We start from the raw sequence: 17244 nt of genomic DNA on the forward strand, positions 1-17244 counted from the left end.
GAGTGGATGAAATTACATCATTCCACCCATACCTCCCATACCGCCCATTGCACTCATATCAGGCATAGCAGGTTTATCTTCTTTTATATCACTAATTGTTGCTTCAGTTGTTAAAAGCATACTTGCTACAGAAACTGCATTAAGCAATGCTACTCTTTCAACTTTAACAGGATCAATGATACCAGCAGCAAACATATCTACATACTCACCTTTAGCTGCATCAAAGCCTGCATTTTCGTCTTTGTTATTTTCAACGCTATTTACAACAACACCTGCATCAAAGCCTGCATTTTCAGCAATTTGTTTTAAAGGTGCTCTTAAGGCTCTTTCAACAATAGCAGCTCCAATTGCTTCATCACCTTTTAAATCAAGTTTAATTTTTGATTTTGCTTTGATTAAAGCTGCACCACCACCTATAACTATACCTTCTTCAACTGCTGCTTTAGTAGCGCTTAATGCATCATCTACACGATCTTTTTTCTCTTTCATTTCTGTTTCAGTTGCAGCACCAACTTTAATAAGTGCAACACCGCCACTTAATTTAGCAAGTCTTTCTTGTAATTTTTCTTTATCATAATCTGAAGTTGTTTCAGCAATTTGAGCTTTGATTTGATTAATTCTTGCATCAATATTTGCTTTTTCTCCGCTACCATTAACTATAGTAGTGTTATCTTTATCTATGATAATACTTGAAGCTTGTCCTAAATCTTCTATAGTTGCGCTTTCTAAAGTTCTTCCTAATTCTTCAGAAATCACTTCTCCACCTGTTAAAATAGCAATATCTTCAAGCATAGCTTTTCTTCTATCACCAAAACCAGGAGCTTTTACAGCAGAAATATTTAAAACACCTCTTAATTTATTAACAACTAAAGTAGCAAGAGCTTCACCTTCAATATCTTCAGCTACAATTAAAAGAGGTTTTCCTGTTTTTTGAATTTGCTCTAAAATTGGTAATAAGTCTTTTAAACTTGATATTTTTTTATCATATAATAAAATATAAGGATTTGACAATTCTACTAACATTTTATCAGCATTAGTGATAAAATAAGGACTTAAATACCCTCTATCAAATTGCATACCTTCAACTACATTTAATTCATCATTAATTGATTTTGCTTCTTCAACAGTAATAACACCATCTTTGCCTACTTTTTCCATAGCATCAGCAATTAAATTTCCGATTTTTTCATCAGAATTTGCAGAAATTGTAGCAACTTGAGCAATTTCTTTTTTATCTTTTACTTCGCGTGAAAGTTTTTTAAGCTCTTCTACTATAGCTTCACAAGCTTTATCCATTCCTCTTTTTACTTCAATAGGATTAGCTCCAGCTGTAATATTTCTTAAACCTTCTTTAAAAATAGCATGTGCTAGAACGGTTGCAGTTGTAGTTCCATCTCCAGCTTGATCTGCAGTTTTGCTAGCAACTTCTCTTACAAGAGAAGCACCCATGTTTTCAAGACTGTCTTTTAATTCAACTTCTTTGGCAACGCTTACTCCATCTTTTGTTATGCTTGGTGCACCAAAGCTTTTTTGAATCAAAACATTACGACCTCTTGGTCCCATTGTAACTTTTACAGCATCGTTTAATTTTTTAACGCCTTCGTAAAGCTTATTTCTTGCTTCATCTGAAAAAATAATTTCTTTTGCCATTGTATAATCCTTTTTTGTAATTATTTTAAAATTCCTAAGATATCATCTAAATTTAAAACAAGATATTCATTTGCGTCAAGTTTGATTTCTGTTCCACCATATTTTGCAAATATAATTTTATCACCGTTTGAAATATCATTTATTTCTTTGCTTACTGCAACTACTTCACCCATTAAAGGCTTTTCTTTAGCATTATCTGGTATAATAATTCCTGAAGCAGTTGTTTTAGTTTCTTCTACTCGTTTAACTAAAACGCGCTTTCCTAAAGGTTGAAAATTCATTTTGTCCATCCTTAATAATTTTTTTAGCACTCTTTTATTTTGAGTGATAAAATATTATTATAAAAAATGAAATTTGTCAATACTTTAAATAAAAATATTTATATAACTTTAGTCTATTAAAGTAAAGTTTATTTATAAATCAAATATTAAGGATAAACAATGAAGAAATTTTTTTATGGCATATTGATTTTTATTGCTGCAATTTTTATTGTATCTTACATTATTCTTTTTACATCATTTGGAAATAATATTGTTTCAAATGTTGTTCAAAATAAAGTAAAACAGAATTTAGGTTTTGATTTAAATATCACTCATTTTAAACTCAGACCTTCTTTTTTGGAATTGAAATCTGATTTAGCAAATATTGCTCATTTGAATATTGATGGGAATTTAAGTCTTTTAAAATTATCTTTTAATCTTGATTATAATATTGCATTGCAAAAAGATTATGCTAAAAATTTAGGTTTAAATTTAAATAAAAATCTAGAATTTAATGGAAAAATTTATGGAAGAATAAGTGATTTTTTAGTTAATGGTAAAGGTTATTTTTTAGGATCTAATATAAAATTGGATTCAAGAATTTATGACTTTAGTCCTATTGCATTAAATTTAGACGCAAAATCTTTAAAAATCGAAGATATCTTAAGTCTTATGTCTATGCCTACTTATGCTAAAGGCTATATAGATATAACAACACAAATTAAGGCAAAAGATTTAAAACCTGATGGCATTGCTAACATAAAACTTGATACAAGTTATATAAACTATGAAAAAATTCAAAAAGATTTTGGGGTTTTACTTCCTAAATCAAATATCAATTCTACTGTAAATGCTTTAATTAAAGAGGATAAGATTTTTATAATCAGCAATACAAATACAAATTACTTGAATTTAAAAACTCAAAAAACTTTATATGATATAACTAAAAATAAATTAAACACAGATTTTGAAATTAAAGCAACAGATTTAGCAAAATTACAAAGTTTAACTCAAATAAAATTAAATGGTCCAATGTCTATAATAGGATTGTTAGAGTTAAATCAAAATATTCTTTCTAGTGCTAGTGCTAGTATTAATGATATAGGCGAAGAGGTAGCAGCTAATTTACAAAATAATAAAATAAAAATTATTTTAAGAAATGCAAAAATTGAAAAAATTTTAAAAATTTTAGGTTATGAATCTTTAGGCAGCGGTTATATTAATGCAAATGTAGAAAATTTGGATTTAAATTTTGATAAGTTAAATGCCAATGCAAATATGGATATAAAAGGTATTTTTAATGCTAAAGCTTTAAGCAATATTTTAAATAAACAAGCTCCAAACAATATAAATTTTGATTTAAAAGCTAATTCTACGATAAAAAATAATATAGCTAATTTTAATGTTAATTTATTTTCAGATCTTTTTAAAATATCTAATTTAGCAGGAAATTTTGACATTAAAAAAACTATACTCAATTCAAATTTTGATCTAATTTTAGATGATTTTTCAAAATTAAGCTTTTTGGCTGATAGAAAACTGAAAGGAAAAGCAGAATTTAATACTAAGGTAAATTTTGATAAAAATTTTGACATTGAATTATTGAGTAAAAATTTATTTAATGGAAAATTGGAAGCAATCTTTAAAAATAATATTTTTAATGCAAATTTAAATGAAGTTGAACTTTCTGAATTGGCAAAAAGTCTCGATTTTATTGATATTTATCAAGGCAAAGCTAATATAAGTGCTAATTATGATGTTATTAATGAAAAAGGAGAAGCTAAGCTTGATATAAAAGAAGGAAAATTAAAACCAAATGCCATTACAACTGCTGTTAAAATTTTAACATTAAAAGATATCACAACAGAAGTTTTTCATACTTCTAATGCTAAAGCAAACATTTCTAAAGATTTAATTGATTTTAATCTTAATATGCAAGCTAAACACACTAACGTCAACATAAGTAAGGCAACAATAAATTTAAAAACACAAGCTCTAAATCTTCCTTTTGAAGCCAATATAGATAAAGCAAATTTTAAAGGTGTGATCACTGGAACAAGTGAAAGTCCTAAAGTAAAATTAGATGTAGGAAGTGTAGCGAATTCAATTAAAAATGTTCTTGGAGAAAAAACTAAAGAACAAACAAACAAAGTAGGGGAAAAGATTGATAAACTTTTTAATAAAATATTTTAAGGTTAAAAATGTTTAATGGCTTAATAAGAGAGATCGCAACAGTAAAATTTTTTCAAGGTCATATATTAAGCTTAAAAGCTGATTATTGCCCAAAACTTGGAGATAGTATAGCTGTTAATGGAGCATGTTTAAGCGTGATTAAGCTTTATAAAGATGGTTTTGATCTTGAACTTTCTAAAGAGAGTCGCACAAAGATCGCTATAGAAAATTTAAAAGATAAGGTGCATATAGAACCTGCGTTAAGATATGGAGATAGAATTGATGGTCATTTAATGCAAGGTCATATAGATGCTATAGGAGAACTTATTCAAATTCAAAAAAATGAAAATGGGGTAGATTTTTTTATAACTCTACCTCAAAAAATAATGAAATTTATGGCACATAAAGGAAGCATAGGGATTGATGGGGTAAGTTTGACAATTAATGAGGTTTTTAAAGATAAAATTCGTCTTACTATTATACCAATTACTTTTCGAGAAACCCTTTTTAAAGAGTATAAAATAGGAAGAAAAATTAACATAGAAAGCGATCTTTTAGCACGTTATCTTTATGCACAAACAAACCAAACCAAAGGACTTTCATGGGAAGATGTGGAGAGAATTTCTTATCTTTATTAGATAATGAGCAAATTAGTATTTTTTGTGCTTATGATAAAGATTATAGTTCTTATAGGGCTAAAATAATAAATGAAAATTTGTTTTATCATTTAGGTTATGAAAATATAAAACAATGCATATTTATGGATCAAATTCATTCTAATAAAGTTGAAATTTTTACAAAGGATTTTATAAATTTTTCTTGTGATGGAGTTATTAGCACTTGTAAAAATGTTGCACTTTGTGTCTTAAGCGCAGATTGCTTGCCTTTGCTTTTATGGCATAAAAGTGGCATTATAGCTGCACTTCATTCTGGAAGAGAAGGGACTTTTGGCAATATTTTAAAAGAAAGTATTAATCAGTTTTATTTTTTAAATTCTGATATTAAAAATGAAGAAATTAATTTATTTATAGGACCTAGTATTAGTCAAAAAAACTATGAGATTAAAGGTAAACTTTTATCTTTTTCGCAAAAGTATTTTAAAGATTTTATCAAAAATTCTAGACTAGATTTAAAATCTATAGTTAAAGAACAAGCAAAAGATTTAAATATCTATAATATAAATGATTGCAATATTTGTACTTTTGATGATGAAAAATTTTTTTCTTATAGACGAGATCAAACCAAAAAAAGATTTGTTAGCGTTATTGTTTTAAAGGATTATAATGTATGAAAAAAAAGATTTAAGAATTTTAAAAATTATTCAAAAAGCAAGAGAATTTGGAGATAGTGATTTATTAAATGAAAATCTTGTTGAAATTCTTATCAATTCTAAAATAAATAGTTTAAATCAAAGTGATAAGAATGAATTTATTAAAATTCTTAATTCTATAGTAGAGATAAAAGAAAAGGCTCATCTAAGTAAATAATTCTTACCATTTTAAAATAAAAGTACTTCCTATGTTTTCATTTGAAGTGCAAGTAATTGTTATATTGTTTTCTTTGCAAATTTTTTTTACCAAGGAAAGACCTATGCCAAAACCACCTTGGTCTTGATTGAATCTTGTATAGCGATTAAAGATGCTATTTAAATTTTCTTTAGCTATACCAAAGCCACTATCATTGATACTTAAAAAATTTTCTTTAAGACAAATATCAATCTTTCCATTTTTTTTATTATATTTTATAGCATTGCTTAAAAGGTTATCAAAAAGCTTTGTAAATTGACCCTTATTAACAAAAATAAAACTTTTTTCTAGTTTACTTGTAAGTATAATTTTTTTTTGTTCTAAAAAAGGTTTGAAATACTCTAAACGTTCATAAATAAGTTTTGTTAAATCAAGCTTTTCTTTTTCTTTAGTAAGAGTATTTTCAAAGTTATAATAAACTAAATCAGAATATACTTGGTTTAAAGTTTTAGCTGCAAGTTTAATGCGTTCAAACTTCTTATTTTCCATATTTTGTTTTTGAAGCTGTTCTATACTCATTAAAATAACACTCAATGGAGTATTAATTTCGTGAGTAGAATCTTTAATAAAACGATTTAAAAATTTTATTTTTTCATCCAATGGTTTTAAGGCTGTTTTTACTAGGAAATAAGCAATAATACCAAGGAGTAAAAAAGCAAAAATAGCATAAATTAGCACTTTAATTCTAATCCATAACAATTCTTTGCTTATATCTTTTCCTTGAATGATTATCTTAAGAGCATTTTCTTCATTATTGATTTCATTATTTTCATCGCTTAAATAGTAATTATTTGAATTCATTTTTGATTGATAAAATACTTTTCCATTTTCAATTCCTCTTCCTTTGAATTCGCTTTTGGCTTTTGATAGATTAAAATCTAAGTTGTCAAAAAAGATTTTATTTTTATCAAAAATAGCAAATTTAAGCTTTGATGAATCAGCTATATTTTTAGAGCTTTGATCAATGGGGGTAAATTTAGAATTTATAATATTTATAATAATGTTTCTATGGATTTCTTTAAGATTACTTCCTTGTAAGATTATTAGTTCTTCATAAAGTTTTTGATACCAAAGTGTAAAAAAAAATGTTAAAAAAATTCCTGTAGTTGTAAGATAAATAAATAAAATTTGATAGATTACTTTTTTATTTGATTTAGACTCCAACATAACTATAGCCTCTACCTCTATGATTTATAATCTTTTCTTTTCCTAAAAGTTTTCTTAAATTTTTAATATATACTCTAAGACTTAGTTCACTTGGCTCTTCGTCATATCCCCAAATTTCTTCAAAAATAGTTTCGGCTTTTATAAAATGATTTTTATTTTTTAGTAAAAGAGCTAGAAGTTTTATTTCTTTATTAGGCAAAGACAAAGGTTTTTCATTTTGATATAAAATTTGTGATTTAAGTGCAAATTTAAAACCATTTCCTAATTCTTCAAAATCTTCTTTTTTGTGATAAAAAGCTCTTTTAAGTAATGCTTCTATACGAATACCAAGTTCAGCAAGTTCAAAGGGTTTGCGTATATAATCATCACATCCTGCGTCATAACCTTGTTTTAAGTCAGCTAGTGTATTTAAAGAAGTCATAAAAATAGCAGGAGTTTTTTTCCCAGAATTTCTTAATTCTTTAAGAAGAGAAAAGCCATCTCCTAAAGGTATTTTTACATCTAAAATCCAAAGATCAAAATTATTTTCATATGCTAAATTTAAAGCTTCATCAGCATTATCGCATAAACTTACTTTGTAGCCTTCATCTTCTAAAAATTCTTTTATAATCTCGCTTAAAGATAAATCATCTTCTAAAAGTAAAATTTTTGTTTCCATTTTTTTTCTCTTTATTTGATATCTTAAAATTATTTTTTTATTTTTGCAAACATATATCCACAAATAAAACCAAAAATATGCCCATACCAAGCTATATTAACGCCCATCAATAAAGGAACGAAACTCATAAGTAAAAGAGCTATAATAAGTCCTTTTGTGCTATGTTTATCTAAAAAAGCATAAAAACCCATCAATACACAAATTGCACTACTTGCACCCACAAGATTGATTGTTTGATTAAAATAAATATATGTAAAATAAATATAAAAAAGACTTAAAATAGAGCTTATTATACCCCCTAAAAGATATAATAATACAAAATTCAAAGATTTTATTTTTCTCTCTAATATAAGTCCAAATTGAAACAAAACAATCATATTTAAGATTAAATGCGTTAAATTAGCATGTAAAAACATAGAACTAAGAATTTGCCAATAAAAATCTTTTTTAAAAAATAAAATATTTAATCCAAAAAGATCATAACTAGAATAAGGAATTAAGAGAAAAAATAAAATATTTATAAATATTAAAATAAATACAAACAAAAAAACTCCTTATTTAAATTCACAAAAAATTCACAAATAAAAATTATACTTTTTGAAATTTTAAATTTGGGATTTGAATTTTGAAAATTAAAAATATCATTATATCACTAATTTTATTTAATTATTTATCAGCTGATATGATTATTTCTTTTGATTCTTTGCCTCAGAATTCAAAGGAATTTATAAAGAAATATTTCAAGGCTCCAGTAGGTATAGTTCAACAAGATAAAAATTCTTATGAAGTTTATTTAAGCGATGGAACAGAGCTTGAATTTTCTAAAGATGGTTCTTGGAAGGAAATAGAAGCTAAAATTATTCCTATAGATTTAGACATTTTACCCGCCAATATAGCTAATATTATAAAAAATGAGTTTAAAGATACAAAAGCACGAGAGATAGAGAAAAAAATTAATTATTATAAAATTAAACTTGTTAATAATATAAAGGTTTTAATTGATTTTAATGGAACAATTTTGTTTAAAGAATTCGATGATTAAATCATCATGATTTTCTTAATATCATCGTATTCTAGTTTTTCTTTTTCAAGCAAAATGGATGAGAGTTTTATAATATTATTTTTCATGGGAGTTAAAAACTCATACATTTCCTCTTTTTGTTTTTGTAAAGATTTATCTTCTATCATATCAAAACTTACCATAAGATCAAGAATCTCTTTAATTTTTAAAAGATCATTTTGAGAATTTGTATAGTTTTCATTGTAAATAAGCTCCATTGCACATGAGCCTGCTAGATAAACTTTTATTTTATTAAAAAGTTCTGATTTTGATTTAATGCTATTTTCATATTCTTTAAATCTATCTTCAATAAGGGTGATTTTTTCAAATTCGATATCAAAATAATAAGCACTTAGTGCTTTTGCAGCTTGATAAGTAGCTTGAATTTTCTTTTCTTTTTCATTAAAACTTAAAATTTTCTTTTTACCTAAAAGAACTTTATTTAGCACAGCAAAAAAATCACTCTCGCTAATTTGGTTTGAATTTCTTCTTAGTGCATTAATTGCAGCTTCATTGACTAAAGTTTCAAGCCCAGCTCCACTAAATCCTACGCTCGCCTTAGCAATTTTTTGTAAATTTACTTGATTTTTTTTATCTTTCATGTAAATTTCTAAAATTTTAAGTCTATCATTGAAATCAGGTAGAGATAAAAAAATTCTTCTATCAAAGCGCCCTGATCTTAAAAGGGCACTATCCATGAGTTCTATTTTATTTGTTGCACCTATTACAATTACACCGCTATTATCTTCAAAACCATCCATTTGAGTTAAAAGTTGATTTAATGTGCTATCTCTTTCCACATTAGACATTTCTCCTCTTGCTTTTCCTACGGCATCGATTTCATCGATAAATATAATACTTGGGGCCATCATTTTGGCCCTAGAAAAAAGCTCTCTAACACGTTTTGCACCCATTCCTACATAAATTTCAACAAAACTAGAGCCACTTTGATAAAAAAATGGCACTCCAGCTTCTCCAGCCACAGCCTTTGCAATGAGAGTTTTTCCAACGCCTGGAGGGCCTACCATTAAGACTCCTTTAGGCATTTTAACTCCAAATTCTTTATATTTTTTAGGATTTTTTAAAAAATCAACTAACTCACTTAGTTCTGTTTTTACTTCACTAACGCCTGCTACATCGTTAAAATTTATATTTGAAATAACAGGTTTTATATTAAGATTATCCCAGGAATTGGTATTTAAATTTCTATTTTGTTCTTGATGATTTTGTATTTTAAAATTTTGTTTTTTTCTGTTGGATATCAATATGAAAAATAAAAGACTAAAAATTAAGATTAGAATTAAAATAAGTAAAAAATAGTTTTCTTTTTTAACTTCTATTGGAACTTTGCTTAAAAGTTCTTTTATATCCACGCCATCTTTTACAATGGCATAATTTTCACCTTTAACTTTCAAAAAAATTTCGTCCTCATCAATAACAGCTTTTTGTATTAAATTTTGTTCAAGAAAGCTTTGATAAAGTTCTTTATCTATAAATTTGATATTATTCTTAAAGTATAAAATAGTAAATAGCAAACATAAAACAACCAAAGAGATAAAAATAATTTTTTTATTTTTCATAATCACGCCTTTAAAACAACTTCATTATACTCTTCTTTAATATTATATTTTTCAATACTTAACCATTCTTTTGAAATATCTTTTAGAGAGTGAATTTTTATTTTATTAAAAAATTGATCATAGCCTTCAAAAATATCGTCTTTTTTATTTTCTACTAAAATTTCAAGTTTTGTATTTTGATGATTTTTTCTAAAATTATAATTATTTTCTTTAACTATACTTTTTAAAATATTTAATCTTTCTTTCGCAATTTGACCATTTATGGTATTTTTTAAAGTTGCTGAATGAGTATTGTTTCTTGGGCTAAAGATAAAAGCATGGATATGAGTAAGATTAAATTCTTTAAAATTTTGCAATGCTTCTTGCCAAATTTGTTCACTTTCTCCAGGATGACCCACTATAAAATCAGTGCCTAGGGCAAAACCTTTAGAGGCAAGTTTTTGGAATAAAGCAAGATCGTTTTTTGTATGAGATCTACGCCTCATAATTTTAAGCATAGTTTCGCTTGTGTGTTGTAAGGCTATATGTAAATGCCTTTCGATAAAATTTTCATCTAAGATTTCAAAAAAACTCTCATCAAGTTGAGCTGGTTCTAAACTACCTAATCTAATGCGTTTGATTCCTTGTATTTTTCCTAGTTTTTGCAAGAGTTTTCCAAGGCTTGTGTGATCTTTTAAGCCATAACTTCCTATATTGGTTCCTGTTAGCACAAGTTCATTATAGCCATTTTGAGCCAAAATTTTAGCTTGTTCTAGTAAAACATCTTCTTTAATACTTCTTGATTTTCCTCTAACACTTGGAATAATACAATAGCTACAATTAAAGTCGCACCCTTCTTGGATTTTTATAAAAGCTTTTGTGTGATGTTCGTATTGATTTACTATATCTTTGTCTATAAAATTTAAATTTCCTATCTCGTAAAAATTTTTTTTAGTATTTAATAAATCATTAATTTTGCTTTTTTCAGATGTTCCTAAAACTCCAAAAATTTGTTTTTTATCAAAAAGCTCTTTACCTTTACTAAAAGCCCCGCATCCTGTTAAAATAATTTTTATCCCTTTTCTTTGTAGATTATAAATATAGTTTTTAACTCCACTATCAGCCCCATTAGTAACAGTGCAAGAATTTATAATAATAATCCCAGCTTCATCTTCTTTATGTGTAATTTCATAATCTTTAATATATTTTTTTAAAAGTTCACTATCGTAAATATTGGTGCGACAACCAAATGTTTTAATAAAAACTTTTTCTTTCAAAAATTCTCCTTAGAATGTTTTAAAATATCTTCTTTAATAGGAAAGTAAATATTTTGAGTTGGATAAGCAAATTTTATATCTTGGTGCTTATTAAATTCTTTAATAATTTCTTTGCACAATGTGCTTCTAAGAGTTAAAGCTGCATAAGAATTTGTCATATACCATGCAGAAATTCTCATACCATAATTTTCGAAAAAAGTAAAAAATTTAGGTCCTGCTTGAGGATTTTTGATACTGTATTCATTTTGAAGTTTTATCAAAGTTTTTTTAGCTAAATTTGTATAAGGTTTAGAATATCTAGTAACAATTTCTTCAACAATTTTTTGAGCTTTTTCAAGATTAGAATCAAAACTAAGAGTAATATCAATACCATCAAAAACTGTTTTCATACCATGATGTGTATAGTTTGATATAAGCTCTGTAAAAACATAGTTATTAGGTATAAAGATAATTCGCCCAGCGCGTCTATTATCTGTATAAGTTACAAGGGTGATATCTTCATAAAGAGTAATTTTTAAAAGAGAAATATCTATAATATCTCCAACATAAATTTCATTGTTATATTTTACTTTTATACGATCACCTACACGAAAACTTCCGCCAAATATAATCACACACCAACCAAGCATAGACATAAACATATCTTTCATTGCAATGGCTAATCCAGCAGAAGCAAAACCTAAAATAGTAATTAAATAAGAAATATTTTCTATATAAACAAAAAGTAAAATAAATAATATAATATTAACATTGACGACATTGATGATTTTAGTGGCTGTATAATAGCGTTCATTATCTTTGATGTATTTTTTTACAATCATTTTAAGCAAAAATGATATGATGATTACTATAACAATGGCAATAACAAGATTTAAAGCTTTTAAGCTTTGTTCTTTGATTTCGGATTGAACGCGAAAAATTTCTTCATCAATTTTTTTCTCATAGACCAAAAATGAAACAGAAACAAATTGTAAAGCTTGTTCAAATTCTTCTAACTTTTTATTAGATTTTTCTAGTTCATTTATATTTTCTTTGCTGTTATTAATTTTTACAAGCTCTTTTAAATCTGTATTTTTTTCTTTTATGGTATTGATTAAATTCTTAAAATTATTAAATTTAAAGATATATTCTTCTTTTTCGTTTTTTAATTTTTTAATGTGAGAAAATGCATTAATAATTGCTAAAGGATTTGTAAGTTTTGGTAATATTTCTATATTTTGAGGAACAAGCAAGATTTTAGCAAAATTAAAATCTTTATAATCTTTTAAAAGATTAAGTTGTTCTTTAAGCGAAAGAATCTTTTTTTTAATTTCTTCTTTTTGTTCTGATTTTAAATTATCTTTTTTTAATAAAGAATCTAAAATTATCAGCTCATTGTTAATTTCTTGATATTTGTTAAAATTTTCATAATGAATATTCCAAACATTTTTATTGATTAAAGAGTCAAGTTCTTTAATTTGATGGTTAATAGAATCAATTGTAATGTTTTGAGCATAAATTAAAGAATGAATTAAAATTAATAAATAAAATATCTTTTTCACGTAAAACTTTCTAAACTTTTTAAAATAGTATTTTTATCTATATCATCTTTAATAATAGCTTTTCCAATTTTTTTTAATAAAATAAAATTTATTTTTTCTTGTTTGGTTTTTTTATCAAGAAAAAAGTTTTGATAAAAAGCGTTTATATTAGGTATTTTATAGAATATAGGCAAATCAAATTTTTGCAAGGTTTGATTTATTTCTTGAATTTGTGTTTTTTGTAAAAGATTTAAATGATATGCTAAGATATTTGCCATATGAATCCCTATACTTACGGCTTCTGCATGTAAGTATTTTTTATAAAAAGTTTGATTTTCTATTACATGGGCGAAGGTGTGTCCATAATTAAGTATCATTCTTAAATGATTTTCTTTTTCATCTTTTGAAACAATTTTGGCTTTAATTTCTACGCTTTTTTGAATAATATTTGAAAGTAGTTCATCATCTCTGGATAAAAAAAGCTTTTTATCGATATTTTGGATAAATTTAAAAAAACGAATATCAAAACTTAAGGCCATTTTTATGACTTCTGCCATAGCAGAACTTAATTCTTTATCATTTAGGGTTTTTAGAAATTCACTTTGACAATAAACAGCTTTTGGTTGATAAAAACTACCTATGAGATTTTTTCCAAATTGATTATTAACGCCTGTTTTACCTCCAACTGAAGCATCAACACAAGCCAAAAGAGTGGTTGGGATATTAATAAAACTAATCCCTCTTTGATAAATGCTTGCAACAAATCCTCCAATATCAGAGATAACTCCTCCGCCAAAGCTTATCAAAATACTTTTTCTATCAATGTGATGAGCAAACATTTGATTTAAAATTTTTTCTACAGTTTGTAAATTTTTGTATTCTTCTCCTTCTTCTATGCTGATAATAAAAAGCTCTTTGCATTTTATTTTATTTTTTAAAGTTTTAAGATGAAGATTTAAAATTCTAGCATTGCTTAGCAAAACAACTTTGGTATCAAAATTTAGTTTTTCTAATTCATTGATAAAAACTTTATATGAATTTTGTTTTAATTTGATATCTATTTGCATTTTTTAACTTATAGGAATAAAAAGCTGATAATTTCTACTCATCTTTTTGTAGTGTTTATTAAAATTTGTGCTTAAATTTCTTGATAAGCTATTTTTTAACAACTCGGGTTCAAAACTAATAAATTGCAATAAATCATTTCTATACTGCAAACTTAAAATTGGGTTTTCATCTTTTTTACTAATAATTAAAATATTTTTATCATAAAGCTTTGAAAGACTTTGAAAATATTCTTCCATAGAATTTGTATTTTCTTGTATAGGGTTATAATGATAAAAACTTACATTAAAGTTAAGTAATTTGCTTAAATCTACTATAACATTAGCTTGGTTTTCTAATTCATTTTCATCAGAGCTTAAAATAACACATTCTTTTAGGTTATTAAAATCTGTATCTCCGATTTTTAAGATAGGAATTTTTAATTCAAAAAATTTCTTTTTTTCTTTTTCAAAGTATTTGCAATCAGTAATAAACATTCCAATATCGTTATTTTCTAAAAAGGAATTAAGGTTTTTAAAATCTGTGTTTTTATAATCAAAGAATATTTCTTCATTTTTATTTGATTCGTCTATTAATTTCTTGATTTTACTGTAGATATTATTAAGAGTAGGGTTAATAATTCTTAAAAAAAATTTACGACTATTTGTTTTTTGGCTAAAGGTAATAAGAGTATTTATAAGTCGTTCTTGGGTTAATTCACTCATATTTTTCATATCAATGATACAATAAATATTATTTCCAAAAGGCGCTGGAAATTGACCTAAATTCCCTCGTATATTATGAAAAACGCTTTGAAGAACTACAGGATCTCCTACTATTAGAATGCTATCGTTTGGATAAAGTATAAAACTTGGTTTTACAAAATATATTTTTGAATTTCTATAAACTAAAACAATACGCCATCTTTTTTGTTGGATAAAACCTATATGTCTATAAGCAAAAATGGATCCTACTGGAATTTTAACTTCCATAATTTCTCCAAGCCCAAATCCTATATATTGAGCCGTAAGAGCAACATCGGGTAAAAAATCTAAAAATCTTCTACTTAAAGCACTTCTTGCATCAACAACTTTGCATTGGACATCATTGATAACAAGTCCCCAAAAATCCATAATATTAATTTCTAAATGAGAATTTAAAGATCTTAAGCTTTCATAGGTTTTTTTAGTGTCAAATTCATTGTCCATATAAATTAAAGCTTGTTTATAATCTTTTGTCATGATAAGCTCAAGTCTAGCCGTGCTAGTAGGATCAAATTTGTGAAATTCTAAATATTCGTTATTTGTATATAAATCAATATTTATATCATTTTGATAAACAATGGTGAAAAAAAAGTTTAATCCCTTTTCAAAACAAAGCCTTTCTAAGAAATGCTTTGCTAAAATACCATCAATAATTATTAAAATATGATTCATTATGTTACTCCAAAAAAGGAAATTATAGCAAATGGAATTTAAATTAAAACATAAAGATCAAAATGCAAGGGTTTGCGAGATTAAAACCGCCCATAGTTCTTTTTTAACTCCTATTTTTATGCCAGTTGGGACACTTGGAGCTGTAAAAAGCCTTGATGCTAAAGATCTTTTGGATTTACTCGATGCTAAAATTATCTTAGCAAATACTTATCATCTGTATTTGCGTCCTACAAGCAAAGTGATTAAAAATTTTGGAGGATTGCATTATTTTAGTGGATTTAATAAAAGTTTTTTAACGGATAGTGGAGGATTTCAAGCATTTTCCTTAAGTAAAAATTCAAAACATTGCGAAGAGGGTATAGAATTTAAAAGCCATATTGATGGAAGTAGACATTTTTTTACCCCAAAAAGCGTGCTTGATACTCAATATGATTTTAATTCAGATATTATGATGATATTAGATGATTTAGTGGCTTTACCAGCTAATCTTAAAAGAATACAACTCTCAGTAGATAGAACAATAAAATGGGCAAAAGAGTCCATAAATTATCACAAATTACAACAAAAAAATGGGATAGGAATTCACCAAAATATTTTTGGCATAGTGCAGGGCGGGACCAATTATGAAGAAAGAAAACGTTGTGCTTTAGCTTTAAATGAAATGGAATTTGATGGTTTGGCAATAGGAGGCTTAAGCGTAGGCGAGGAAAATAAGCTTATGTATGAAACAGTTGAAAATCTTACGCCTTTTATGGATGAAAATCGTCCAAGGTATTTAATGGGGGTAGGAACTCCTGAAGATTTGGTTGAAAATATTGAAAGAGGTGTAGATATGTTTGATTGTGTAATGCCAACAAGAAATGCAAGAAATGGAACTTTTTTCACTACTTTTGGAAAATTTAATATTAAAAAAATGGAGTTTATTAATGATCATACTCCTATTGATGAAAAATGCTCTTGTTATACTTGTAAAAATTATTCAAGAGGATATTTAAATCATCTTTTCAAATCAAAAGAATTAACTTTTTTTCGTTTGGCGAGTTTGCATAATTTGCATTATTACTTAACACTTGTTAAGGATATACAAAAAGCGATTCTTTCAAATTCTTTTTCTAAATTTAAGAAGGAATTTTATTCTTTAAGAGATGTGCGATGTTAAATGAAAATTTAAAAAAGATTTTGCAAAACAAAAATTTAGAAACGCTTTATACAGATTTTGGAGAGCAAAAAATTTTTATTTTACATTTTGATCAAAAATTAAAAGTTTTTTCATTTGAGGATAAGACTATTCTTTTTTTGGATAATAATGAGGAATTTATACCCTTTAAAATAGAAGATTTTACTTTTTTGTTTAAGGAAATTCTTGAGAATATAAAAAAACAAAATACTCAATTTCAAAATATAATTGAGTATAAAGAAAATATGATTTTAAAAGGAAATTCTATTAAAAATTTTTTAAAAAAATCATTCGTTTTGAAGCAAAAAATTAATAAAAATTTAAAATTTTTAATACTTTTAAAAGATTCTTTAAAAATGCTTTTAAATGATTATATTTTTTTAAAAAAGATTTTAAAATTATTGTTATTAAATATCGATATTCTTATAAATAGTATCAAAGATAATCTTTCACGCCTTGATGCACTTTATATTTTATCAAGCTCTATTAAAAATGAAACAATGAATAAAAATATTTATCTTTTAAGCGTGCTTTCTGTGATATTTCTTCCTTTAAATCTTATAGTAGGTTTTTTTGGAATGAACACAAAAAATCTTTTTTTAGAAAATAATCCTTATGGAACTTTATATATATTTTTTAGTATCTGTTGCATTTTAATTTTTGGTTTGTTATATTATAAAAGCAAAAAAGTTAAAGAGTTTGAATTTGATGATTATTTAAAAAAGAAATAAATTTTTG

The 17244-nt window shown here is 25.7% G+C and carries 17 protein-coding genes; 7 read left to right on the forward strand and 10 right to left on the reverse strand.

From position 1 onward, the window contains the following. Positions 1–12: 12 nt before the first annotated feature. Entirely contained in the window at positions 13–1650 is a 1638-nt protein-coding gene (groL, locus tag DU473_RS00090; protein ID WP_131163261.1) for a chaperonin GroEL, read from the reverse strand. Between the two features lie 20 nt (positions 1651–1670). Continuing rightward, on the reverse strand, positions 1671–1931 hold the full coding sequence (gene groES / locus DU473_RS00095) for a co-chaperone GroES (protein ID WP_131163262.1): 261 nt from the start codon (positions 1929–1931) through the stop codon (positions 1671–1673). 159 nt (positions 1932–2090) lie between these two features. Between groES and DU473_RS00100 the strand changes: the two genes are divergently transcribed. Genes DU473_RS00100 through DU473_RS00115 form a run of 4 tightly spaced genes read left to right on the forward strand, consistent with a single transcriptional unit; the run spans position 2091 to position 5569 of the window. Beyond that, complete coding sequence (locus DU473_RS00100; protein ID WP_131186335.1) at positions 2091–4103, forward strand: hypothetical protein; 2013 nt, start codon at positions 2091–2093, stop codon at positions 4101–4103. Positions 4104–4111: 8 nt separating this feature from the next. Next, the gene (gene ribE, locus DU473_RS00105) at positions 4112–4720 is read left to right on the forward strand and encodes a riboflavin synthase (protein WP_131166048.1); all 609 of its coding nucleotides are present in this window, start codon (positions 4112–4114) and stop codon (positions 4718–4720) included. Beyond that, positions 4684–5373 carry a purine nucleoside phosphorylase YfiH/LACC1 family protein gene (locus DU473_RS00110; protein ID WP_131166049.1) on the forward strand — a complete coding sequence of 230 codons (690 nt, stop codon included), beginning with the start codon at positions 4684–4686 and terminating at the stop codon, positions 5371–5373. The genes ribE and DU473_RS00110 overlap by 37 nt, the downstream gene beginning before the upstream one ends. Beyond that, positions 5366–5569: a hypothetical protein gene (locus DU473_RS00115; RefSeq protein ID WP_131163266.1), complete on the forward strand. Its 204-nt coding sequence runs from the start codon at positions 5366–5368 to the stop codon at positions 5567–5569. The genes DU473_RS00110 and DU473_RS00115 overlap by 8 nt, the downstream gene beginning before the upstream one ends. A 3-nt stretch (positions 5570–5572) precedes the next feature. Here the strand turns inward: DU473_RS00115 and DU473_RS00120 are convergent, their stop codons facing one another. From DU473_RS00120 to DU473_RS00130, 3 genes are read right to left on the reverse strand one after another with little or no spacing between them, the layout of a single operon-like run. After that, the gene (locus tag DU473_RS00120; protein ID WP_131186336.1) at positions 5573–6775 is read right to left on the reverse strand and encodes a sensor histidine kinase; all 1203 of its coding nucleotides are present in this window, start codon (positions 6773–6775) and stop codon (positions 5573–5575) included. Beyond that, positions 6762–7433: a two-component system response regulator DccR gene (gene dccR / locus DU473_RS00125; protein ID WP_131163268.1), complete on the reverse strand. Its 672-nt coding sequence runs from the start codon at positions 7431–7433 to the stop codon at positions 6762–6764. Before dccR ends, DU473_RS00120 begins: the two co-directional genes overlap by 14 nt. Before the next feature lie 29 nt (positions 7434–7462). After that, a complete protein-coding gene (locus DU473_RS00130; RefSeq protein ID WP_131186337.1) occupies positions 7463–7978 on the reverse strand; it encodes a rhomboid family intramembrane serine protease in 516 nt (171 codons plus the stop codon). Positions 7979–8058: 80 nt separating this feature from the next. Between DU473_RS00130 and DU473_RS00135 the strand changes: the two genes are divergently transcribed. Beyond that, positions 8059–8475 carry a PepSY-like domain-containing protein gene (locus DU473_RS00135; RefSeq protein WP_131163270.1) on the forward strand — a complete coding sequence of 139 codons (417 nt, stop codon included), beginning with the start codon at positions 8059–8061 and terminating at the stop codon, positions 8473–8475. Here the strand turns inward: DU473_RS00135 and DU473_RS00140 are convergent. Genes DU473_RS00140 through DU473_RS00160 form a run of 5 tightly spaced genes read right to left on the reverse strand, consistent with a single transcriptional unit; the run spans position 8472 to position 15329 of the window. Next, positions 8472–10073, reverse strand: a complete 1602-nt coding sequence (locus DU473_RS00140; protein ID WP_131186338.1) for an AAA family ATPase — start codon at positions 10071–10073, stop codon at positions 8472–8474. The genes DU473_RS00135 and DU473_RS00140 overlap by 4 nt on opposite strands. A 2-nt stretch (positions 10074–10075) precedes the next feature. Continuing rightward, positions 10076–11329, reverse strand: coding sequence for a tRNA (N(6)-L-threonylcarbamoyladenosine(37)-C(2))-methylthiotransferase MtaB (mtaB, locus tag DU473_RS00145; protein ID WP_131186339.1), 1254 nt, complete (start codon positions 11327–11329; stop codon positions 10076–10078). After that, a complete protein-coding gene (locus DU473_RS00150) occupies positions 11326–12870 on the reverse strand; it encodes a mechanosensitive ion channel domain-containing protein (RefSeq protein ID WP_131163273.1) in 1545 nt (514 codons plus the stop codon). Before DU473_RS00150 ends, mtaB begins: the two co-directional genes overlap by 4 nt. Continuing rightward, on the reverse strand, positions 12867–13916 hold the full coding sequence (gene aroB / locus DU473_RS00155) for a 3-dehydroquinate synthase (protein ID WP_131163274.1): 1050 nt from the start codon (positions 13914–13916) through the stop codon (positions 12867–12869). Before aroB ends, DU473_RS00150 begins: the two co-directional genes overlap by 4 nt. Before the next feature lie 3 nt (positions 13917–13919). Then, the gene (locus DU473_RS00160) at positions 13920–15329 is read right to left on the reverse strand and encodes a COG3400 family protein (RefSeq protein WP_131163275.1); all 1410 of its coding nucleotides are present in this window, start codon (positions 15327–15329) and stop codon (positions 13920–13922) included. Between the two features lie 31 nt (positions 15330–15360). Here DU473_RS00160 and tgt point away from each other — a divergent pair, with 31 nt between their 5' ends. Together tgt and DU473_RS00170 are read left to right on the forward strand one after the other, a co-directional pair. Then, positions 15361–16488 carry a tRNA guanosine(34) transglycosylase Tgt gene (gene tgt / locus DU473_RS00165; protein WP_131186340.1) on the forward strand — a complete coding sequence of 376 codons (1128 nt, stop codon included), beginning with the start codon at positions 15361–15363 and terminating at the stop codon, positions 16486–16488. Beyond that, positions 16482–17237 carry a CorA family divalent cation transporter gene (locus DU473_RS00170; RefSeq protein WP_131186341.1) on the forward strand — a complete coding sequence of 252 codons (756 nt, stop codon included), beginning with the start codon at positions 16482–16484 and terminating at the stop codon, positions 17235–17237. Before tgt ends, DU473_RS00170 begins: the two co-directional genes overlap by 7 nt. Positions 17238–17244: the final 7 nt, after the last annotated feature.

The sequence above is a fragment of the Campylobacter novaezeelandiae genome (genome assembly GCF_004323845.1).
In the GTDB taxonomy this organism is placed as follows: domain Bacteria; phylum Campylobacterota; class Campylobacteria; order Campylobacterales; family Campylobacteraceae; genus Campylobacter_D; species Campylobacter_D novaezeelandiae.